Here is a 20911-nt window from a genome sequence, read left to right on the forward strand (position 1 = left end):
CCATGCCGAACTCAGAAGTGAAACGCCGTAGCGCCGATGGTAGTGTGGGGTCTCCCCATGCGAGAGTAGGGAACTGCCAGACATCAAATAAGCAAAAAGGCCATCCGTCAGGATGGCCTTTTTGCGTTTATAAGCGAAAAAATCCAGAACGGTATCCGCCATATCTATTTAATGAATAACCTGCGACAAAAAGGCGCGTGTGCGTTCAGATTTTGGATGAGCAAAAAACTCGTCCGGTGGCGCCTGTTCAACAATCTCACCAAGATCCATAAAGATCACCCGGTCGGCCACTGTGCGGGCAAAGCCCATTTCATGGGTAACACATAACATGGTCATGCCCGATTGCGCCAGACCTATCATGGTATCCAGCACTTCTTTTACCATTTCAGGATCCAATGCTGATGTGGGTTCATCAAACAACATGATTTTGGGTTTCATGCACAGCGAGCGTGCAATGGCCACGCGCTGTTGCTGCCCACCAGAGATTTGTCCGGGATATTTATGCGCATGTTCAGCAATGCGAACTCGCTCAAGGTAGTGCATTGCCAGAGTTTCCGCCTCTTTTTTCGGCATTTTTTGCACCCATACAGGTGCCAGCGTGCAGTTCTGCAGAACCGTTAAATGGGGAAAGAGATTAAAGTGCTGAAAGACCATGCCGACTTCTTGCCTGACGCGCTCAATATTTCGGATGTCCTCATTGAGTTCAATTCCATCCACCACAATACGTCCTTGCTGATGCTCTTCCAGGTGGTTAATACAGCGGATGGTTGTCGATTTACCTGAGCCGGAAGGCCCGCACAATACGATACGTTCTCCCTGCTTTACCTTCAGGTTGATGTTTTTCAGGACGTGAAATTGTCCGTACCATTTGTTGACGTTTTCCAGCGTAATCATCGCGTCGGTAGACGGCATTAATAATTGGCTCATAAATTCCTCAGTGCGGTGTACGCCCGGTGTTAAAACGTTTTTCCAGATGTTGGCTGTAACGTGACATGCTGAAACAGAAGATCCAGTAAATCAGAGCGGCAAAAACATATCCTTCCGTCGACATACCCAACCACGCAGGGTCCACAGTTGCCTGCTGCACGCTGCTGAAGAGATCAAACAGACCGATAATGATGACCAGGCTGGTATCCTTGAACAGAGCGATAATTGTGTTAACCAGACCGGGAATAACCAGCTTAAGGGCTTGCGGAAGAATGACCAGCCCTTGTGTTTTCCAGTACCCTAGCGCCAGTGATTCAGCGGCTTCATACTGACCTTTTGGCAGGGCTTGTAGTCCTCCGCGAACCACTTCTGCGACATAAGCCGACTGGAAAAGAATAACGCCGACCAGCGCCCGGATAAGTTTGTCGATACTGGTTCCTTCGGACATAAACAGAGGGAGCATAACTGAGGACATAAACAGGACGGTTATCAACGGCACACCGCGCCAGAACTCAATGAAAATGACAGATAAAATCCGCACTATTGGCATATGGGAACGACGCCCCAGTGCCAATAAAATACCCCACGGAAGCGCGCCCGCAATCCCTACGGATGCGATGATAAGTGTCAGTGTTAATCCTCCCCACTGTCGGGTTTCTACGCGCTCAAGTCCGAAAAAACCACCGTACATCAACCACCAGACCACCACCGGATACACAATGGCCCAGACGGTAATATAGCGGCCACGATGGGGGATAAATTTCCAGAACATGGGGATGATAGAAACCAGGCCAATTATCAAGGCCAGATTTACGCGCCAGCGCTGATCGTGGGGATAAAGTCCATACATGAATTGCCCAAAGCGTTCATGAATGAACACCCAGCAGGCTCCGGCTTTGGTACAGTCTGCTCGGGTCGAACCGACCCAGTTGGCCTGAAAGAATACCCAGTTCAGCAGTGGTGGAAGAAATGACCAAATCAGCCATACGCATAGCAGCGTGAGCAGGCTATTTGACCAGCTGGAGAACAGGTTTTTACGCACCCAGAGTAGACTGCGGCCAGCCGGGTTACTGCTCTGGCGCGAGGGGGGAGACAGCAGTGCTTTTGTCATCATGGCTCCTTAGCGCTCAATCAGTGCGATACGGCGGTTATAAATATTCATCAGCAGAGAAATGCTCAGGCTGATGATTAGGTACACCGACATGGTGATGGCGATAGTTTCAATGGCTTGCCCTGTTTGGTTGAGCACCGTACCGGCAAACAGTGAAACCATATCCGGGTAGCCAATGGCGGCCGCAAGGGAGGAGTTTTTGACGATGTTCAGATACTGGCTGGTCAATGGGGGAATGATGACGCGCAGCGCCTGTGGGATGATTACCTGGCGCAGCGTTACTGGATTTGGTAGGCCCAGTGAGCGTGCGGCTTCATGTTGGCCATAAGGAACAGCCTGAATTCCCGCCCGAATAATTTCTGCAATAAACGCCGAGGTATACACGGAAAGCGCCAGGGTCAGGGCAGCCAGTTCGGGAATAAGCACCATACCTCCACGGAAGTTAAAACCGCGAAGCGCGGGGATGTCCCAGTGAAGCGCCGCGCCAAACAGCCACTGTGAAATCACCGGTAAAAGCACGATCAGCGCCAAAGCCGTTGGCCAGGTCCGGCGTAACTGACCTGTTTTAGTCTGGTGCATTCTGTTGTAGCGAAATAGCCCGATGGCGACGGCGATAGCGATAATGACAGCGATACATAACGCAAAAAAACCTTCTCCCATTTGCGGTGCCGGAATATACAATCCCCGGTTACTCAGAAACAGTAAATCCAACGCGTTAATGGCCTGACGTGGACCGGGCAGGTTACGTAATACGGCGAAATACCAGAAAAAGATCTGCAGCAGCGGCGGTATATTGCGGAACGTTTCGATGTAGATCGTTGAGAGCTTTCGCAATAACCAGTTATCTGAAAGGCGTGCCAGGCCGAGAAAGAAACCGAGAACAGAAGCGAAAACAATACACAACGCAGAGACTAATAGCGTATTGAGCAGACCGACTACAAAGACACGGCCATACGTATCGCCTTGCTCGTAATCAATAAGATGCTGGACAATACCAAATCCGGCGCTGCGATCGAGAAAAGAGAATCCCGAGGTAATACCGCTATTGTTCAGGTTATTTATTGTGTTATGAATGAGATAGACCGCAATGCTGATGACTGCAATGACGGTAAGTATTTGAAATAACCAGGCGCGGACCGCAGGGTTAGAAAAGGATAACGATCCTTTTACGGTTGAGCGGCGATGGAACATAAGAAAACCTCGGTAACGATGACCCTGGACTGAGCGCCGCAGTCGCGGCGCCCGTTACATCACTACGCATTAGCGCACCGGTGGTGCATATTGAATGCCGCCGTTATTCCAGAGATTGTTCTGTCCACGTTTGATCTTCAGTGGACTTTCCGCTCCAACGTTACGCTCAAAGATCTCCGAGTAGTTACCTACCTGCTTGATTATGTTGTAAGCCCACTTGTTATCAAGCTTCAGGTCCTTACCATAATCCCCTTCCTTGCCTAACAGGTGCGCCATATCCGGCGTGGCAGGATTAGCCGCTTTTTCATCGACGTTTTTCGAGTTAACCCCCATTTCTTCCGCATTCAGCATGGCGAACAGCGTCCAGCGAACAATGGAGAACCACTCATCGTCGCCACGACGTACGACAGGTCCCAGCGGTTCTTTAGAAATAACTTCTGGCAGGACAATCCACTCCGCAGGATTACTCAGCTTGATTCGCAGGGCGTACAGCTGAGACTGGTCGGAAGCTAGCGTATCGCAGCGCCCAGATTCGAGAGCTTTAGCGGATTCATCCGAGCGGTCGAAAGTGACGGGGGTGTACTTCATATTGTTGGCTTTAAAATAGTCGGCCACGTTCAGTTCGGTATCAGTTCCTGCCTGGATACAAACCGTTGCGCCATCCAGCTCTTTAGCACTCTTCAGACCTGCTTTATTGTGGGTAAGAAAACCAATGCCGTCGTAATACGTTACGCCAGTGAAAGACATTCCCATTCCTGCATCGCGAGAGGAGGTCCAGGTAGTATTACGAGAAAGCATGTCAACTTCACCCGATTGTAGCGCGGTGAAACGTTCCTTGGCGGTAAGCGGGGTATATTTTACTTTGCTATCATCGCCAAATACGGCGGAGGCAACGCCACGACATACGTCGACATCAATACCTGAAAACTTACCGCTTGCATCGGCGTAAGAAAAGCCAGGCAACCCGTCACTGATCCCACACTGCACAAAACCTTTTTTCTTTACTGCATCCAGTGTTGCGCCGGCATGTGCCTGATTTGCAACCGCAAGCAGCACGCCGGCCGCAGCCAGGCTGGCTATTATCATCTTTTTCATAGAGCATCCTGTGTGGAGGAATTATTGTTATGGAAACGTTCTGAAAACGTCTTTTACCTGTCTGTGGCTTTGGCCATACTCTTTTAAGCAAAGGTAGTGCCAGGTTTTTGCGCACGATTATTCGACGCAATATGCAGAGTGTAGACAGGAAAAAATAAATGCAGCGCCCTGAAGTGGTGCAAAATTGAAACGTAAGCCACATTTCGGCGCAAAAAATTCAAAAATCAGACTGGACGCGTGATAACGATTTCGTGCGTTAATATTGATCACGTGAGAATAATGGAAAGAAAACGTGGTGTTACTAAGAAAAGAAAAAATGCTAATTTCAAATCGTGGAGATGTGAGAGAAATCTATAATAATTTTATTATACGTTAGGTGCTTTATACCAACGCTTTGTCTTATATATATTTTATTTTTATAACTAAAAGCGCGGTAACAACCGCGCTTTTAAGAGGAATTATTTGGTTAAGGCAACGATCCCTAACGTCAGTCCGGCAACGGCTGCGGCACCACCGGCGATGGCTCCGGCGGTTTCCCAGTTATCCTGCGTGGTGCCTTTCATACATGTATTGGTATGAACCAGGCGTCCCTGATCGTCGTATACAGGTACGCAAGGAGAATCGTGTGCACAGCCGGCCAGAAATGCGGTTAGCAATGCAACGGAGATTAATCTTTTCATGGTGTTACCTCAAAAATAAGCGTTTCGCTAATCGGGCAAAGACAAACGCTAAGCCATCTGCGAACCTGGAGGCTATTTTACCACTTCTTAAAAAAATACTGACATGAGGAATAATCTCAATTCATGTGGATTGTAAAAATAATGAATAAAAAGAAAGGCGACGGGCGAATTTTCAGGAAAGATTAAAAAGAAATTAATGGCTATCTTATTAATAAATAAAGAGGGACACCATCGATGAAAAAGGCGTCCGAAGACGCCTTTTTTTACAAATTAGTCGTTGTGTCGACTAAAACGCCGTCTGACGACAACAAAGAAGACAGGGACGAAGAAGATTGCCAACAACGTCGCGGTCAACATTCCCCCCATTACGCCCGTACCGACCGCATTCTGCGCGCCGCTACCCGCTCCGTGGCTGATAACCAGAGGCATAACCCCCAGAATAAACGCCAGAGATGTCATCAGGATTGGACGAAGACGCATGCGCGACGCCTCCAGAGTGGCTTCTATCAACCCTTTACCCTCTTTATCCATCAAGTCTTTGGCAAATTCGACGATCAGGATGGCGTTTTTAGCCGAGAGGCCAATAGTGGTTAGCAGACCGACCTGGAAGTAGACGTCGTTATTCATCCCACGCAGCGATGCAGCTAACAATGCGCCTACCACGCCGAGTGGTACAACCAGCATGACGGAGAAGGGAATTGACCAGCTCTCATACAATGCGGCCAGGCAAAGGAAGACGACGATTAGCGAGATGGCATAAAGTGCAGGCGCCTGGTTACCCGACAGTCGTTCCTGATAAGACATACCTGTCCAATCATGACCAATACCGTTTGGCAGCTTTTCTGCGAGGCTTTCCATTAATGCCATTGCTTCACCCGTACTTCGACCAGGCGCGGCTTCCCCCAGTATTTCCATCGATGGCATACCGTTGTAACGCTCCAGGCGCGGTGAGCCGTAAACCCAATGCGATGCGCTGAACGCAGAGAACGGAACCATTTCGCCATTGGCACTGCGGATATACAGATTACTGATGTCCGTTGGCAGCATGCGGTATTTAGCATCCGCCTGAACGTAAACTTTTTTCACACGACCGCGGTCAATAAAGTCATTGACGTAATAGCCGCCCAACGATGCAGAGATCGTCTCGTTAATGTCCGACAGCGAAACGCCCAGTGCTTGTGCTTTCTCCTGATCGACATCCAGTTTGAATTGAGGGGTATCTTCCAGGCCGTTCGGGCGTACGCGGACTAACAAATCTGGGTGTTTAGCCACCATACCCAGCAGTTGGTTACGTGCTTGCGTTAACGCCGTATGTCCCAAACCGCCTTGATCGATCAGCTCGAAATCGAAGCCGGTTGCGGTACCCAATTCAACTATCGCTGGCATGTTGAAGGGGAAGACCAGGCCATCGCGAATCCGGCTGAAGGCGTAAGTGGCGCGTGCAATGACAGCTTCAGCGCTGTTTTCTTCTCCACTACGCTCATCCCAGGGCTTGAGGCTGACGAACGCCAGACCGGAGTTTTGCCCCTGGCCGCTGAAGCTAAAGCCGTTAACCGTGAAGACGCTTTCGACGTTAGCTTTCTCATTGTTCAGATAATACTGAGTAACCTGATCCAGCACTTTCTGGGTGCGCTCTTGTGTTGCGCCCGCCGGGAGCTGAATCATGGTCATAAATACGCCCTGATCTTCTTCCGGCAGGAAGGAAGTCGGCAGACGCATAAACAGCACCGCCATTCCGATCACGATGATCAGGTAGACAACCAGGTAACGCCCGGTTTTACGCACAATACCGCTGACGCTATTGGTGTAGTGGTTGACGCTGTTATCGAATTTGGCATTAAACCAGCCAAAGAAACCGCTTTTTTTCTCGTGATGTTCAGCCAATACCGGCTTCAGCAGCGTTGCGCAAAGCGCGGGAGTCAGGATCAGCGCGACCAATACAGAAAGCGCCATGGCGGAAACAATGGTGATGGAGAACTGCCGGTAGATAGCACCTGTCGACCCACCAAAAAAGGCCATTGGGATAAAAACCGCAGACAGCACCATGGCGATACCGACCAGTGCTCCCTGAATTTGTGACATAGATTTTTCCGTCGCCTCTTTAGGCGGCAGATTATCTTCCATCATCACACGTTCGACGTTTTCCACCACCACTATTGCATCATCGACCAATAGACCGATGGCGAGCACCATCCCGAACATCGTCAGGGTGTTTATCGAGTAGCCAAACGCGGCAAGTACGGCGAATGTGCCTAATAATACGACGGGGACAGCGATGGTTGGAATGAGCGTTGCCCGGATGTTCTGCAGGAACAAATACATGACCAGGAACACCAGCACGATCGCCTCAAACAGCGTTTTTACCACTTCGTGGATGGAGATAGTCACAAATGGCGTGGTGTCGTACGGATAGACCACCTTCATTCCCTGCGGGAAGAACGGTTGTAACTCAGCCAGTTTGGCTTTGATTGCGTTAGCGGTATCCAGCGCGTTTGCCCCGGTAGCCAATTTAATACCGAGACCGGATGCAGGCTTACCGTTAATACGCGCAACGACGTTGTAGTTCTCACCACCCAGTTCGATCCGCGCGACGTCTTTCAGATGAACTACCGAACCATCGCTGTTCACGCGTAAAGTGACTTTGCCGAACTCTTCAGGGTCTTTCAGTCGCGTTTGCGCAATGATAGAAGCGTTAAGCTGCTGGTTAGGTAATGCAGGCGTCCCCCCTAACTGACCCGCGGCAATTTGATCGTTCTGGACCTTTAACTGATTGATCACATCAACCGGCGTAAGCTGGTACTTGTTCAACAAGTTCGCATCCAGCCAAATACGCATAGCGTACTGCGCGCCAAACAGTTGTACGTCGCCTACGCCATTCAGACGACTGATTGAGTCTTTAACGTTTGAGGCGACGTAGTCGGAAATATCATCCTGCGTGGTTTGCGGGTTATCAGAAACAAACCCCGCGACCATTAAAAAGCTGCTGCTGGATTTCTCAACGCCGATCCCCTGCTGCTGGACTTCCTGCGGCAGTAACGGTGTGGCGAGCTGCAATTTATTTTGCACCTGAACCTGGGCGATATCGGGGTCGGTACCGGACTGGAAAGTCAGTGTGATGGTCACACTCCCGGCGGAATCGCTGGTGGAGGACATATACATCAGGTTATCGATACCGTTCATATTCTGTTCGATAACCTGCGTAACAGTATCTTGCACCGTCTGTGCATCCGCGCCTGGATAGGTTGCGGTGATTGCGACCGCAGGAGGTGCAATGGTCGGGTACTGCGCTACGGGAAGCTGCATGATTGCCAGAGCTCCCGCCATCATCAGAATGATGGCCAGTACCCAGGCAAAAATAGGACGCCTGATAAAGAAGTTAGCCATATCCGGTACCTTATTGGGCTTTCGTGGCAGAGGTTTCGGTGTCGGCAGTTGCTTTAACCTGGACGCCTGGGCGTGCTTTCTGTAAGCCGCTCACGATAACTTTGTCACCCGGTTGCAGACCTTCACTGATGAGCCACTTGTCGCCAATGGCTTGTGCGGCAACAACTGTGCGAGACTCAACCTGGCTCTTGTCGTTAACGACCATCACGGTGGCATCGCCGCGAGGCGTACGCGTTACCCCTTGCTGCGGAACGAGAATCGCATTTGGCTGAACACCTTCATCAACGCGCGCGCGCACAAACATGCCCGGCAGCAATGTGTGCTGCGGGTTAGGGAAGACGGCCCTGAGGGTGATGGATCCGGTACTTTCATCAACCGTCACGTCAGAAAATTGCAAAGTGCCTTTCAGCGGGTACGACTGACCATTTTCCATTACCAGTTCTACAGTACTGCTGGCATCGTCTTTATGCAGGCTCCCTTGCTCAATAGATTGTTTGAGGCGCATAAAGTCATTGCTGGACTGCGTTACGTCGACGTAAATAGGATCAAGCTGTTGAACGGTAGCAAGCTCAGTCGCTTGGCCATTCGTGACTAATGCGCCTTCGGTGACGTTAGATTTACCGATACGTCCGCTAATGGGCGATATCACTTTGGTGTAGGCCAGGTTAATACGTGCGCTTTCGACCGCGGCTTTTGCTGCGATTACGGATGCATCGGCCTGGCGGGCATCAGCAATGGCCTGATCGTACTCTTGCTGGCTGATGTACTTAGTGCCAACCAGCGGAACATAACGTTTTACCGTTAAATGCGCGATAGCTGCCGCCGCTTCACTCTTTGCCAGTTCGCCTTTGGCGCTGTCATAGTCAGCCTGGTAAGTCGCGGGGTCGATCTGATAAAGCGACTGACCGGCTTCAACATCGCTTCCCTCAGTGAAATTCCGTTTAAGTACAATCCCGCTAACCTGAGGACGGACTTCTGCAATACGAAATGCCGTTGTGCGCCCGGGTAATTCGGTCGTCACGGCTAAGGGGGCCTTTTCGACGACATGGACAGTCACCTGCGGCTCTGCGGGATGAGCTTGTGTTTCTCCCTGATCGTTACAACCGGCGAGTAATGCAGCGGAGATGATGATGAATGAGGGCAGGAGTGAAAACCTGGCATTTTTCGTCATTTCTATTCCTTAAAAAACCGAACGCTCGTTATTAACCGGGTAACGCAGAGGCGATAACGCGCACAAGAAAAATAATAGTTGGCTATCCTACAAATTATTAGCCTGCGATGTAAGTAATACTTATTTATGGACGCGACACACGGCACATAAAAACAAAAAAGGATTAATCTTCTGATGTTTCATTATGGTGTTAATAGCAATACTATGATGCGCATAAATACATGTCGAAATAAGCATTTGATTGGTGAATATATTTAAGTTTTTTATATGTTTTATTTATTCGTGTGCAATGTCAGCAATTAACGCTTTTAGGCCTCGTCTAAATATACGCTAAGTGATACATTTATTCCGTTCAGCAAATATTAGATAAGAAAGTTAATCATTCTCCACTCTACTCCGGGCAGTCGGGATCATGGCCAGAAGAACAAAAGCTGATGCCCTCAAAACGCGACAGCACCTGATTGAAACAGCGATTGTGCAGTTCGCCGCGCGTGGCGTGAGTAATACGACGCTCAACGACATTGCGGATGCGGCCAACGTTACGCGAGGGGCACTCTATTGGCATTTCGAAAATAAAACGCAGCTTTTTAATGAGCTTTGGTTACAGCAACCACCCTTGCGTGATCTTATTCAGGAGCAGCTCGTTGGGCGTTGGGGAGATAACCCATTACAGCGGTTACAAGAAAGATTAGTCGTGGGTTTGCAATATATTGCTGAGAATCCTCGACAGCAGGCATTAATGCAGATTTTATATCATAAATGTGAATTCCATAATGATATGATATCGGAACAGGCTATTCGTGAAAAAATTGGTATCAATCATCTGGATATGCGCATTGCCTTGCAACAATGTATGGACGAAGGGCTTGTCGCAACCGGCCTTGATTTAGACGTTATAATAATTATTCTTCATGGCAGTTTTAGTGGCATCGTTAAAAACTGGCTCATTAATCCAATGAGTTATGATCTTTATAAACAAGCGCCAGTATTAGTTGATAATGTATTAAAAATGTTAAGCCCAGATGGTATCGTAAGGCAATTAACGCAGAGTGAGAGTCAGGTAGGGTAGTTTTAGCCGCCAGGCCTGACGGCTGCTGAAGTGGGGTGGGCGGCACTATTCGAGATCGACGCAGTTGACCAGCTTAAGGGGATTCACCGAGTTCATGTTCCGACACTTGTCGTGCTCTGTCGTCATCAGCTCTATCCACTGAATAAGCAGCGCATCAAAAAGAAAAACGAAGACCGCAAAAATAACCAGCCACCAATACTTGCGTATCATTACCAAACCCTGTGTATTCATGCCCAAGCGTGCAGGGAATATACACGAAATCTGCACGCTGAAAAGCGGACTTACAATGCCTTTACTTTGCTGAACGATCGCCACACTTTGCCGTCAAATGGCTCTTTTTAGACATGTTTTTTGTCTTACGCTTTTTCACCTTTGCAAGTTCAATTTCTGAAAAATGAGAACCAATACTCAGTCTTCTGAGCCCCATTTTCACGTATTCAGTATTGATTTCAATCCCGACAAACTTGCGACCTAACTCCACGGCGGTGGCGCCGGTCGTGAAGCTACCGGCAAACGGATCCAGCACTTTGTCATCTGGGTTGGAGGAAGCCAGAATGATGCGCTCCAGTAGAGCTTTGGGTTTCTGCGTGGGGTGATTTTCGTATTCGTCCATCAGATAGCGAACGCGGGGAAACGCCCAGACATTGCCAGGCACTTTTTTCTGATTATATGGCTGGGGTGGATTCTTTCTGTAATCTATCAGCGCGCGTTTAGCGCCCGTTTTGGCTTCCACCAGAATATCATCGCGATTAAACGTATAGTTTTTCTGATCTTTTACCATCATCAGGATCGGTTCATACATCGAACCAAAGTACTTTTTGGCCTGCACCCCAGAGCTATCATATGACCACACGATGCGGCTCTTGATGGTAAAAAGCTGGCGGCATTTGAGGTCGATGTATGGCATGTTCTCCGTACTGTTCATGATGTACATGGTGCCATGCGGTTTGAGAATACGATGGCATTCGTCAATGCATTCAAACAGCCATGTCAAAAAGCTCTGTTCGTCCCAGGATTCCACCATTCCGTCAAAGTTTTTACCGATATTATAAGGTGGGTCGGCAAAAATGAGCTCGACGCTTTCAGACGGCAGCTTTTTCAGTTCGGTCAGCGCATCACCCAGGATTATCTTTTTAGATTCATCGCCAAAATAGACAGGTTCACATCTCGCGTTCATCGCCAAAGCCTCCCGTATGACGTCAATAAAAAAGGCGCTTCCCCATGCCGAGTAGCGCCTTTTAAAACAAACATTTAACTGATTAGTATCAGTTCATGCCGTATTTTTTCAGTTTTTTACGCAGCGTACCACGGTTGATGCCCATCATCAGGGCAGCACGGGTCTGGTTGCCGCGGGTGTATTGCATCACCATGTCCAACAGGGGCTGTTCTACTTCAGCCAGTACCAGCTCATAGAGATCGTTAACATCCTGACCATTCAATTGAGCAAAATAGTTCTTCAGTGCCTGTTTAACCGAGTCACGCAGGGGTTTTTGAGTTACCTGGTCCTGAGAGTTAACGGTAGAAACGGTCAGTACGTCAGAATTTACGCGTTGTTCGAACATAGTTCTGTCAGCTCTTTATTTCTGTTTACGCAAAATTTTCGAAGTATGCCTCCAACGCCGCCAGCTGTTCGCTGGAATCTTCAATGGCGTTGAATGTGCGCCGAAACTGGTCATCCGGAGCGTGTTCCTGGAGATACCAGGATACGTGTTTACGCGCAATTCGGTACCCTTTTGCCTGACCATAAAAGTCGTGCAGTTCCCGAACGTGCGCACAAAGCAAGCGCTTAACCTCTGCCAGAGGCAGCGGGGGCAGCAGCTCCCCAGTGTCCAGATAATGCTGGATTTCCCGAAAGATCCAGGGTCTTCCCTGAGCTGCACGTCCTATCATAAGGGCATCCGCCCCTGTATAGTCGAGTACAGCTCTGGCTTTATGCGGGTCAGTAATGTCGCCATTCGCGATAATCGGAATGGAAACTTTCTGCTTAACTGCCCGAATACTGTCGTACTCAGCATCTCCATTGAACAAACAGGCGCGGGTGCGTCCATGAATGGTCAGAGCCTGAATGCCACAGTCTTCAGCCAGTTGGGCAATCTCTACGCAGTTACGGTGTTCCGGAGCCCAGCCGGTGCGAATCTTGAGCGTGACAGGAACGTCCACTGCATTGACGACCTCGGTTAGTATTGATTTCACTAGATCCGGGTACTGCAAAAGGGCTGAACCTGCGAGCTTACGATTCACTTTTTTAGCCGGACACCCCATATTGATATCAATAATCTGGGCGCCGCTTTCCACGTTAATTCGTGCGGCATCGGCCATCTCAACAGGGTCGCTACCGGCAATTTGCACCGTGCGAATTCCTGGCTCATCAACGTGCACCATCCGTAAACGAGACTTGTCACTTTCCCAAACCTGCGGGTTAGATGACATCATCTCGGATACCGTCAACCCGGCTCCCATCTCATAGCACAGCGTCCTGAATGGTCTGTCAGTGATGCCAGCCATAGGTGCTGCGATCAGGCGATTTCTGAGCTGGTATTGTCCGATGCGCATGAGTTAAGAAATGACCATACTGTGACTGCAAGGCGGCGTATATTACGCATTTTTCGCACGAGATGAAAGGCCAAACTTTGACCAATCCACTGAGGTGGATCAATGAATTGCCGTAAATATGAGCGCATTAAAATATTTGATCATGTAAATCATAGTGTTATAAAAAAGTGCCGATTTTATATACACATATAATTTTGCGTAACTTCTCATTTTTTCTTCAGCGGCAGAAGGGACTGACAAGATATTCTGCTGAATTAATCAGCAAATAACCTCACCATTGTGTGATCGCTACCTCATTTTAGTACAGGATCTCGGTATCCCCGGAATTGCTTTCCTCAATTTTGCGTTCATTCAGCGGCTGCGGCGGGCGATTATTCGCAGACCCAACAATGTAGTGAAATTTATCCAACTGGTCGGCGGAAAGGGTAACTGGCGTTTTCAGTACAGTCCAGGTCACGCCTTCAGTGCAGGGAGGAGTAGTTAGCGAACCGCTATAACGCCAGTAGGATTTATCATCGGGTAAAAGGTGGTTGATATTGACTGGCGAAAAAATGGGCATGCTATTGTCCTTCATGGTTGGAAAGGATTCCCACAGATTTTGAATCGCCTGGTTAGGTTCATCGACATCAAACATGACCGCTACGATGGCGATGTCTCCGTGTTGGTTTTTGTGGACTAACTGCAGCTCCAGAGGATAGTTTTTTCCGTTGAGGGTATGTTCGCTCGGTGCGTGAAAATCTAATTGTTTCAGATAATAAATTTTTTCATCAACATTAATAGAGTTTGAAGTATAGGGACTCATTGTTCCCTGTAGCGTATGGTTGATGCTACGAAATCTTGTCGGGCCATCGACGTATTGTATGTTGAGCGCAGGAAGGCTGAGTTTATTGGTTGTGGCGGTCTGGATATCAATGGGTGATTGATTTATTCCAGTTTGGCACGTTGCATACTCACTGCTAATTTCTCCCCACCGTGCAGGGCCGGTCTCTCCGATATATCCCCATGATGCGGCAAGCGTTGTCAGGGGCATCAAGCATGCTGTTAGTAAAGTTGTTGTAAAACGATAGAAATGCATACGTACACTCAACGAAAACAATATAAAAATTAACAAAATCAATTAAATATTGTATATCGAGGAGAGGTATCGCTGTGCTGGTCAATTGTCTGAAAATGGCGTGGTCAGATAACCACGCCGGAAGGGATTATTTTTTCTTACCGGTAATGCGGCACCATTCTTCTTTCTCGATAACCGGATCGAGTGTAAAGAGATCGGCATAGGCCTCACAGACGCTTTCCGCCTGACTGGCAAGAATGCCAGAAAGCCCCAGTAAACCGCCCTCAACGGGCAGTACGCTGATTAACGGCGCCAGTTCACGTAATGGACCCGCGAGGATGTTAGCGACCACCACGTCGGCTTTCATCGCTTCTGGCTGGTCTTTCGGTAGATAAAGCTCAAGACGCTCAGAAACACCATTCCGTTGAGCGTTATCACGGCTGGCCTGAATTGCTTGCGGATCGATATCGACACCGATGGCTTTCGCTGCGCCCAGCTTCAGGGCCGCAATCGCTAGAATGCCTGAGCCGCAACCAAAGTCGATAACCGTTTTGCCGTTTAGATCGAGACCGTCCAGCCATTGCAGGCACAGCGAAGTGGTTGGATGAGTACCTGTACCAAACGCCAGACCCGGGTCCAGCATTACGTTGACGGCATTCTCATCCGGGACATCGCGCCAGCTCGGGCAAATCCACAAGCGTTCACCAAAACGCATCGGGTGGAAGTTATTCATCCATTCGCGTTCCCAGTCTTTATCTTCAAGCTGTTCGATTTTATGCGCGAAGCCTTCACCCAGCAGCGGATGCTGTTCCAGGATGGCAACGACTTCTTTCATGTCGGTTTCTGCGTCGAACAAGCCGATAACATCGGTATCACCCCACAGGCGAGTCTCGCCCGGCAGAGGCTCAAATACCGGCGTATCATGCGTATCCTGGAAAGTAATGGAAACGGAGCCCGCTTCCATCAGCGCATCGCTTAACTCTTCAGCGTTGGCACCGGTCGTGTTCAGTTTTAGTTGGATCCATGGCATGGCAAAACTCTTTATTTATCAGTAGTCAATATGGCAGCTTGCGGGACGGTGGAACCGAAACGGTTACCGATCAGGAAAGCCAGCAAGCTTATCAGTAACGAAGGCACAATCGGATGAAAGCCCAGGTACTGAACGTTAAAGGTCGCGAGTACGGCATAAAGCACGCCGCCGACAATCATCGCACTCAATGCGCCAGCAGCATTTGCTCGTTCCCAGTACAGGCCCAGCACCAGCGGCCACAGGAAGACGGCTTCCAACCCGCCAAACGCCAGCAGGTTAAGCCAGATAATCATCTCTGGCGGTTTCCAGGCAGCCAGCAGCAGTAACGCACCGAGCAGCAGGGTAATCACGGCCGACATGCGCTTCAGCCGGGTTTCATTTTTAAGCTGTTCCGGACGAAGGTTCAGGTACAGATCCTTAATGATCGTAGCGGAACTTTGCAGCAATTGGGCATTGATCGTCGACATGATCGCGGCCATGGGAGCCGCAAGGAAGATCCCGGCAGCTACCGGTGGCAACACTTTTACCATCAGGGTCGGGATAACCAGATCCGGTACCGTCAGATCAGGGATTACCGCCCGTCCTAATGCACCTGCCAGATGCATACCAAACATCAGGATCGCCACTACGATGGTGCCGATGATAATTCCGCGGTGGACTGCTTTGCTGTCTTTATAGGAGATACAGCGTACTGCCGTATGTGGCAGGCCAATTACGCCAAAACACACCAATACCCAAAATGAGGTCATAAACGTGGGTGACAGAATGTCATCCGCACCCTGCGGTGAGACCAGTTTCGGGTCGATGGTCTGTAGGGTTACCACTGCATTGCTAAGGCCACCGGCGGCATGAACGACGCCGATCAGCAGCACGATAGTACCAATCAGCATTACCATGCCTTGCATGGTATCGTTCAGTACGCTGGCACGAAATCCGCCGAACGCAGTATACAATGCGATACTGACGCCAAAGATCAGCAGACCGGTTTCGTAAGGAATGCCCGCTGCGGTTTCCAGCAATCGTGCGCCGCCAATAAACTGTACGGTCATTGCTCCAACAAACGCGACCAGCAGGCTCAGGCTTGCCAGCCACACCAGTAGACGACTCTGGTAGCGGGCAAACAGCATGTCGTTAAGGGTAACGGCATTATAGCGGCGCGCCAGAATGGCGAATTTCTTCCCGAGAATCCCCAAAGAGAGCCACACGGCAGGCAACTGGATCATTGCCAACAGCACCCATCCCAATCCGTATTTGTAAGCCGCGCCAGGGCCGCCAATAAACGAACTGGCGCTAATGTAGGTTGCCGTTAGCGTCATGGCTAACACGACCCCACCCATCGAGCGGCTGCCGAGGAAATATTCGTTCAGGAAAGTACCGGTCGCTCTCTTACGCATGGCGTAAACAGAGAGACCGAAGACCACCAACAGATAGGCGACCAGCGGCAAAATAACTTCAAGCTGCATCGTCATCCTCCAACGGAATGTCGCGATAGATAAACTTCACCATCGCCCAGCACAGTACGATGAAAACCAGCGGCGTTAGCAGGCAGGCCATTTCGAACCAGTGCGGTAAGCCGGTAAAGCCGAGCGTGGAATCTGGTAAGTAAGCGGCCACTAACCATGTGGCAAGATATAAAAGGGTCAGCCACAGCGCCCAGCGCGCCTCTTTATGGGCCTGAACAAAACGAGCGTCCATTTTTTGTCCCTTGTAGATAAAGAAAGCGGGGATTGTACCTTATGGCGCGTACGGGAGGGGAGAAAAACAAAAGGCCGGAATTTCCGGCCTTTTCGGTTAACGCATGCTTACTTTTCCTGGAGTCCGAGTTTTTTCTCCAGATAGTGGATATTCGTTCCACCATGCTGGAAGTGCTCGTCATTCATGATGCGGATCTGCAGATCAACGTTGGTTTTGATACCGTCGATGATCAGTTCCTGCAATGCGTTTTTCATACGGGCGATTGCTACGTCGCGGTTTTCACCGTAGCAAATGAGCTTCCCGATCATTGAGTCATAGTACGGAGGTACTGTGTAGCCTGCGTAAATATGAGACTCCCAGCGCACACCAAATCCGCCCGGCGCGTGGAAACGCGTGATTTTACCCGGGCTTGGCAGGAAGGTGTTCGGGTCTTCGGCGTTGATACGGCATTCAACCGCATGGCCTTTAACCACAACTTCATCCTGCTTGATGGACAGCGGTTGTCCCGCAGCGATACGCAGCTGCTCTTTGATCAGGTCAACGCCGGTGATCATTTCGGTAACCGGGTGTTCAACCTGAATACGGGTGTTCATCTCAATGAAGTAGAACTCACCGTTTTCGAACAGAAACTCGAAAGTACCCGCGCCACGATAGCCGATATCAACACACGCTTTGGCGCAACGCTCACCGATGTAGCGACGCAGTTCCGGGGTAATGCCCGGTGCTGGTGCTTCTTCGACGACTTTCTGGTGACGACGCTGCATGGAACAGTCACGCTCAGCCAGATAAATCGCGTTACCCTGACCGTCTGCCAGCACCTGGATTTCGATATGGCGTGGGTTTTCCAGGTACTTCTCCATGTAAACCATATCGTTGTTGAAAGCCGCTTTCGCTTCCGCTTTGGTCATGGAGATGGATTGTGCCAGTTCGGCATCGCTACGTACGACGCGCATACCGCGACCGCCGCCGCCGCCGGAGGCTTTGATGATAACCGGATAACCGATGCGTTTAGCATGAGCGCGGTTAGCGTCCATGTCATCGCCCAGCGGGCCATCAGAGCCTGGTACTGTCGGTACGCCAGCTTTCTTCATGGCGGTGATCGCAGACACTTTGTCGCCCATCAGGCGGATTGTGTCGGCTTTCGGACCGATGAAGATAAAGCCGGAACGTTCTACCTGCTCAGCAAAGTTGGCGTTCTCAGAGAGGAAGCCATAACCCGGGTGAATTGCCACCGCGCCAGTGATTTCAGCAGCGCTAATGATAGCCGGAATGTTCAGATAGCTTTTTACGGACGCAGCCGGGCCAATACAGACCGTCTCATCCGCCAGCAATACGTGTTTTAAATCGCGATCCGCGCTTGAATGCACCGCGACAGTCTTGATGCCCAGTTCTTTACAGGCACGAAGAATACGCAAGGCAATCTCGCCGCGGTTGGCGATAACAATTTTATCCAACATGTTCGCCTCGTTATTCGATGACGACCAGCGGCTCGTCAAATTCTACCGGTTGACCGCTTTCTACCAGAATCGCTTTAACTACGCCGGATTTGTCGGCTTCGATCTGGTTCATCATTTTCATGGCTTCAACGATGCACAGGGTATCGCCCGCATTCACTTTCTGGCCGATCTCGATGAACGCTTTAGCATCCGGGCTCGGGGTGCGGTAGAACGTACCAACCATTGGGGAGCGTACGATGTGACCACTGATTTCCGCTGCTGCCGGAGCTTCCATACTTGGAGAGGCAGTTTGTGCGACAGCGTTAGACAGAGCTGGCTGCTGCATCACTGGTGCAGCATAAGCTTGTTGCATCATTGGAAAACTTGCAGCTGGCGCTGCACGGCTGATGCGTACAGACTCTTCGCCTTCAGAAATTTCCAGTTCGGAGATGCCTGATTCTTCAACCAGCTCGATCAGTTTTTTAATCTTACGAATATCCATGAGTGGGTTCCGTACTCTTTGTTTAGTGAGATTGTGACAAGCGTTTTACCGCCGTCTGTATAGCATTTTTATAACAGTGAGTGACAAGATGCCACGCATCTCAGGCGTTGCACTGGGTGCTGCGGCCATTATATGAGATTGCCAGACTTGTTAGTCATTGTGCGGCTATCTTCTGCCATTTTCGGGTAAAAGACAAAATATACCTTCAATATGCGAATGTCACCCTTTCCACGCCGTAAAAACGCTACCGGGGATAGCAAAGTCGCACATTATAACTATTTCGTAGCAATTGGCAGCTAAATACTGGTCTTATCAGGGAAGATAATCAACCGTTAACATGTAAAGAAAATCGGATCGTCCGCATTTTGCAACGTACTGCACATATCGTGAAACTACCGCCACCACTGGCGAAACTTCTTGTAGCGGCAGGCTAACAGCACCGCCGCGAGTGCGGCATAAATAATCGGTTGAGGGGAGATAATTTTTACCGACCACAGATAATGTATGGGTGCCAGAATCGCCACAAGATAGACGAAGTTGTGCAGATACTGCCATTTTTTCCCCAGCTTTCGCTGTGCCGCCTGCGTGGACGTTAAGGTGAGGGTGAATAAGATCACCCAACTGACAATGCCCAGCATCAAGTAAGGTCGCGTGATTAACTCCCGCCCTAACAACGTCAGATTATTAATACCCAACTCCAGGAGCGCATAGCTGGTTAAATGCAATGTCGCCCAGGCGAAACACCATAGCCCTAACAGGCGACGCGTGCGTATCAATAATGGCTGTTTAGCGTAGCGCGCGAGTGGAGAGACCAGCAAGGTCGCCAACAAGAATTTCAGAGCTGTCCTACCGGTAAAGTGCTGGATATCTTTGACCGGGTCGGCGCTCAGTCCACCGTGGTTTACCGCCCAAAATAGCCAGACAAACGGTAAAAAGCCTGCAAGATGCAGGCAAACTTTCAGCCCGGTAATGTGCTTTGCAGTCAGGCGCACTTAAAAATTCTCCTGCAGATTAAGTCCTCGATACAGCGAAGCGACTTCGTCGGCGTAACCGTTAAACAGCAGCGTGGGCTGGCGCTGAACGTCCAGAATACCGCCTGCGCCAATAAAACGCTCTGTGGCCTGGGACCAGCGGGGATGATCGACATGCGGATTAACGTTGGCATAAAACCCGTATTCGTTGGGGGCAGCCAGGTTCCAGGTGGTCGGGGGACGTTCGCGGGTGAGTTTAATACTCACGATCGACTTAATGCCTTTAAATCCGTATTTCCACGGCACAATCAGGCGGATGGGCGCGCCATTTTGTGGGGGAAGGGCCTTACCATAAACCCCTACGGTGAGCAGTGTGAGTGGATGCATCGCTTCATCCAGACGCAGCCCTTCAACATAGGGATACTTCAGCCCGCCGCCAATAAAGCGATCCTTTTGTCCTGGCATTTCATCCGGCGCGTAGCGCGTTTCGAACGCAACATACTTTGCGTTGCCGGTCGGTTCAACCTGTGCCAGCAGTTTATGTAACGGAAACCCAATCCACGGCACGACCATTGACCAGGCTTCCACGCAGCGCATCCGATAAATCCGTTCTTCCAGCGGGAAACGGGCGGTTAGGGCATCGTGATCGAGGGTGAGTGGTTTTGCCACCTCGCCACTGATTTGCAACGTCCACGGATCGGTTTTCAGGCTGCCAGCATTGGCTGCCGGATCCGCCTTATCGAGACCGAACTCGTAGAAGTTGTTGTAGCCAGAAACCTTATCCGCAGGCGTTAAAGGAAGCGAATTTTGCCAGACGGCGGGCTTACTGTAATCAAGCGGCTTACCTGCGGGTGCTGGAGGGCGATCGTTGCCCTTAAACCAGCTAAGAAGATCGGCCTGCGCAGAGAGGGGCAAAGACAACGCGGCAGCGCTGATCCCTAATGCTTTCAGAACCTGGCGGCGCTGCATAAAAAAAGCCGACTCGTCAGTGACGTCGGCTTCTGTAAATGGACGTAATTTCTTCATAACAGACTCCCGGCTT

General features: G+C 50.0%; 20 protein-coding genes and 1 rRNA gene. 2 read left to right on the forward strand and 19 right to left on the reverse strand.

What is annotated here, in order from left to right; genetic code table 11:
- A 5S ribosomal RNA gene (gene rrf, locus OGX99_RS23870) occupies positions 1 to 82 on the forward strand; the annotation flags it as partial.
- 86 nt (positions 83 to 168) lie between these two features.
- Here rrf and OGX99_RS08935 read toward each other — a convergent pair.
- The 7 genes from OGX99_RS08935 to OGX99_RS08965 form a co-directional block, all read right to left on the reverse strand.
- Complete coding sequence (locus OGX99_RS08935; protein ID WP_151217906.1) at positions 169 to 927, reverse strand: amino acid ABC transporter ATP-binding protein; 759 nt, start codon at positions 925 to 927, stop codon at positions 169 to 171.
- A 7-nt stretch (positions 928 to 934) separates the two neighbouring features.
- Positions 935 to 2038, reverse strand: a complete 1104-nt coding sequence (locus tag OGX99_RS08940) for an amino acid ABC transporter permease (protein ID WP_187260090.1) — start codon at positions 2036 to 2038, stop codon at positions 935 to 937.
- 9 nt (positions 2039 to 2047) lie between these two features.
- Positions 2048 to 3229: an amino acid ABC transporter permease gene (locus tag OGX99_RS08945; protein ID WP_151217905.1), complete on the reverse strand. Its 1182-nt coding sequence runs from the start codon at positions 3227 to 3229 to the stop codon at positions 2048 to 2050.
- Positions 3230 to 3298: 69 nt separating this feature from the next.
- The gene (locus OGX99_RS08950) at positions 3299 to 4324 is read right to left on the reverse strand and encodes an amino acid ABC transporter substrate-binding protein (protein ID WP_049283189.1); all 1026 of its coding nucleotides are present in this window, start codon (positions 4322 to 4324) and stop codon (positions 3299 to 3301) included.
- Between the two features lie 458 nt (positions 4325 to 4782).
- Positions 4783 to 5004 (reverse strand): lipoprotein, encoded by a 222-nt coding sequence (locus OGX99_RS08955; protein WP_003025292.1) that lies wholly within the window; start codon positions 5002 to 5004, stop codon positions 4783 to 4785.
- A 270-nt stretch (positions 5005 to 5274) separates the two neighbouring features.
- On the reverse strand, positions 5275 to 8388 hold the full coding sequence (locus OGX99_RS08960) for an efflux RND transporter permease subunit (RefSeq protein ID WP_151217904.1): 3114 nt from the start codon (positions 8386 to 8388) through the stop codon (positions 5275 to 5277).
- A 10-nt stretch (positions 8389 to 8398) separates the two neighbouring features.
- On the reverse strand, positions 8399 to 9559 hold the full coding sequence (locus tag OGX99_RS08965) for an efflux RND transporter periplasmic adaptor subunit (RefSeq protein WP_286543276.1): 1161 nt from the start codon (positions 9557 to 9559) through the stop codon (positions 8399 to 8401).
- Between the two features lie 412 nt (positions 9560 to 9971).
- Between OGX99_RS08965 and envR the strand changes: the two genes are divergently transcribed.
- Positions 9972 to 10628: an acrEF/envCD operon transcriptional regulator gene (envR, locus tag OGX99_RS08970; RefSeq protein WP_151217902.1), complete on the forward strand. Its 657-nt coding sequence runs from the start codon at positions 9972 to 9974 to the stop codon at positions 10626 to 10628.
- A 45-nt stretch (positions 10629 to 10673) separates the two neighbouring features.
- Here the strand turns inward: envR and OGX99_RS08975 are convergent, their stop codons facing one another.
- From OGX99_RS08975 to msrP, 12 genes are all read right to left on the reverse strand, one after another.
- Complete coding sequence (locus tag OGX99_RS08975; RefSeq protein ID WP_151217901.1) at positions 10674 to 10838, reverse strand: DUF2556 family protein; 165 nt, start codon at positions 10836 to 10838, stop codon at positions 10674 to 10676.
- Between the two features lie 82 nt (positions 10839 to 10920).
- Complete coding sequence (gene yhdJ, locus OGX99_RS08980) at positions 10921 to 11805, reverse strand: adenine-specific DNA-methyltransferase (protein WP_151217900.1); 885 nt, start codon at positions 11803 to 11805, stop codon at positions 10921 to 10923.
- An 88-nt stretch (positions 11806 to 11893) separates the two neighbouring features.
- Positions 11894 to 12190 carry a DNA-binding transcriptional regulator Fis gene (fis, locus tag OGX99_RS08985; RefSeq protein WP_000462905.1) on the reverse strand — a complete coding sequence of 99 codons (297 nt, stop codon included), beginning with the start codon at positions 12188 to 12190 and terminating at the stop codon, positions 11894 to 11896.
- 25 nt (positions 12191 to 12215) lie between these two features.
- Positions 12216 to 13181 (reverse strand): tRNA dihydrouridine synthase DusB, encoded by a 966-nt coding sequence (gene dusB / locus OGX99_RS08990; RefSeq protein ID WP_003025224.1) that lies wholly within the window; start codon positions 13179 to 13181, stop codon positions 12216 to 12218.
- 298 nt (positions 13182 to 13479) lie between these two features.
- The gene (locus tag OGX99_RS08995; protein WP_210905447.1) at positions 13480 to 14256 is read right to left on the reverse strand and encodes a carbonic anhydrase; all 777 of its coding nucleotides are present in this window, start codon (positions 14254 to 14256) and stop codon (positions 13480 to 13482) included.
- Between the two features lie 127 nt (positions 14257 to 14383).
- On the reverse strand, positions 14384 to 15265 hold the full coding sequence (gene prmA, locus OGX99_RS09000) for a 50S ribosomal protein L11 methyltransferase (protein WP_286543279.1): 882 nt from the start codon (positions 15263 to 15265) through the stop codon (positions 14384 to 14386).
- Between the two features lie 11 nt (positions 15266 to 15276).
- Positions 15277 to 16728: a sodium/pantothenate symporter gene (gene panF / locus OGX99_RS09005; RefSeq protein WP_151217897.1), complete on the reverse strand. Its 1452-nt coding sequence runs from the start codon at positions 16726 to 16728 to the stop codon at positions 15277 to 15279.
- Positions 16718 to 16960 carry a YhdT family protein gene (locus tag OGX99_RS09010; protein ID WP_016154721.1) on the reverse strand — a complete coding sequence of 81 codons (243 nt, stop codon included), beginning with the start codon at positions 16958 to 16960 and terminating at the stop codon, positions 16718 to 16720. The genes panF and OGX99_RS09010 overlap by 11 nt, the downstream gene beginning before the upstream one ends.
- Positions 16961 to 17067: 107 nt before the next feature.
- Positions 17068 to 18417, reverse strand: coding sequence for an acetyl-CoA carboxylase biotin carboxylase subunit (gene accC, locus OGX99_RS09015; RefSeq protein ID WP_003025213.1), 1350 nt, complete (start codon positions 18415 to 18417; stop codon positions 17068 to 17070).
- A gap of 10 nt (positions 18418 to 18427) precedes the next feature.
- Entirely contained in the window at positions 18428 to 18898 is a 471-nt protein-coding gene (accB, locus tag OGX99_RS09020; protein WP_003025210.1) for an acetyl-CoA carboxylase biotin carboxyl carrier protein, read from the reverse strand.
- 392 nt (positions 18899 to 19290) lie between these two features.
- Positions 19291 to 19890: a protein-methionine-sulfoxide reductase heme-binding subunit MsrQ gene (gene msrQ, locus OGX99_RS09025; RefSeq protein ID WP_151224439.1), complete on the reverse strand. Its 600-nt coding sequence runs from the start codon at positions 19888 to 19890 to the stop codon at positions 19291 to 19293.
- Entirely contained in the window at positions 19891 to 20895 is a 1005-nt protein-coding gene (msrP, locus tag OGX99_RS09030) for a protein-methionine-sulfoxide reductase catalytic subunit MsrP (protein WP_210905446.1), read from the reverse strand.
- Between the last annotated feature and the right edge of the window lie 16 nt (positions 20896 to 20911).

Source organism: Citrobacter sp. Cu096 (assembly GCF_030332285.1).
Taxonomy (GTDB): Bacteria; Pseudomonadota; Gammaproteobacteria; order Enterobacterales; family Enterobacteriaceae; genus Citrobacter; species Citrobacter meridianamericanus.

Excerpts from the sequence above, each read along its gene's own strand:
- panF (WP_151217897.1), bottom strand. The coding sequence starts at position 16,728 with ATGCAGCTTGAAGTTATTTTGCCGCTGGTCGCCTATCTGTTGGTGGTC.
- OGX99_RS08940 (WP_187260090.1), bottom strand. The coding sequence starts at position 2,038 with ATGACAAAAGCACTGCTGTCTCCCCCCTCGCGCCAGAGCAGTAACCCG.
- OGX99_RS08955 (WP_003025292.1), bottom strand. The coding sequence starts at position 5,004 with ATGAAAAGATTAATCTCCGTTGCATTGCTAACCGCATTTCTGGCCGGC.
- envR (WP_151217902.1), top strand. The coding sequence starts at position 9,972 with ATGGCCAGAAGAACAAAAGCTGATGCCCTCAAAACGCGACAGCACCTG.
- OGX99_RS08995 (WP_210905447.1), bottom strand. The coding sequence starts at position 14,256 with ATGCATTTCTATCGTTTTACAACAACTTTACTAACAGCATGCTTGATG.
- OGX99_RS08935 (WP_151217906.1), bottom strand. The coding sequence starts at position 927 with ATGAGCCAATTATTAATGCCGTCTACCGACGCGATGATTACGCTGGAA.
- accC (WP_003025213.1), bottom strand. The coding sequence starts at position 18,417 with ATGTTGGATAAAATTGTTATCGCCAACCGCGGCGAGATTGCCTTGCGT.
- OGX99_RS08965 (WP_286543276.1), bottom strand. The coding sequence starts at position 9,559 with ATGACGAAAAATGCCAGGTTTTCACTCCTGCCCTCATTCATCATCATC.
- OGX99_RS08945 (WP_151217905.1), bottom strand. The coding sequence starts at position 3,229 with ATGTTCCATCGCCGCTCAACCGTAAAAGGATCGTTATCCTTTTCTAAC.
- yhdJ (WP_151217900.1), bottom strand. The coding sequence starts at position 11,805 with ATGAACGCGAGATGTGAACCTGTCTATTTTGGCGATGAATCTAAAAAG.
- OGX99_RS08950 (WP_049283189.1), bottom strand. The coding sequence starts at position 4,324 with ATGAAAAAGATGATAATAGCCAGCCTGGCTGCGGCCGGCGTGCTGCTT.
- msrP (WP_210905446.1), bottom strand. The coding sequence starts at position 20,895 with ATGAAGAAATTACGTCCATTTACAGAAGCCGACGTCACTGACGAGTCG.
- prmA (WP_286543279.1), bottom strand. The coding sequence starts at position 15,265 with ATGCCATGGATCCAACTAAAACTGAACACGACCGGTGCCAACGCTGAA.
- accB (WP_003025210.1), bottom strand. The coding sequence starts at position 18,898 with ATGGATATTCGTAAGATTAAAAAACTGATCGAGCTGGTTGAAGAATCA.
- OGX99_RS08975 (WP_151217901.1), bottom strand. The coding sequence starts at position 10,838 with ATGATACGCAAGTATTGGTGGCTGGTTATTTTTGCGGTCTTCGTTTTT.
- fis (WP_000462905.1), bottom strand. The coding sequence starts at position 12,190 with ATGTTCGAACAACGCGTAAATTCTGACGTACTGACCGTTTCTACCGTT.
- OGX99_RS09010 (WP_016154721.1), bottom strand. The coding sequence starts at position 16,960 with ATGGACGCTCGTTTTGTTCAGGCCCATAAAGAGGCGCGCTGGGCGCTG.
- dusB (WP_003025224.1), bottom strand. The coding sequence starts at position 13,181 with ATGCGCATCGGACAATACCAGCTCAGAAATCGCCTGATCGCAGCACCT.
- OGX99_RS08960 (WP_151217904.1), bottom strand. The coding sequence starts at position 8,388 with ATGGCTAACTTCTTTATCAGGCGTCCTATTTTTGCCTGGGTACTGGCC.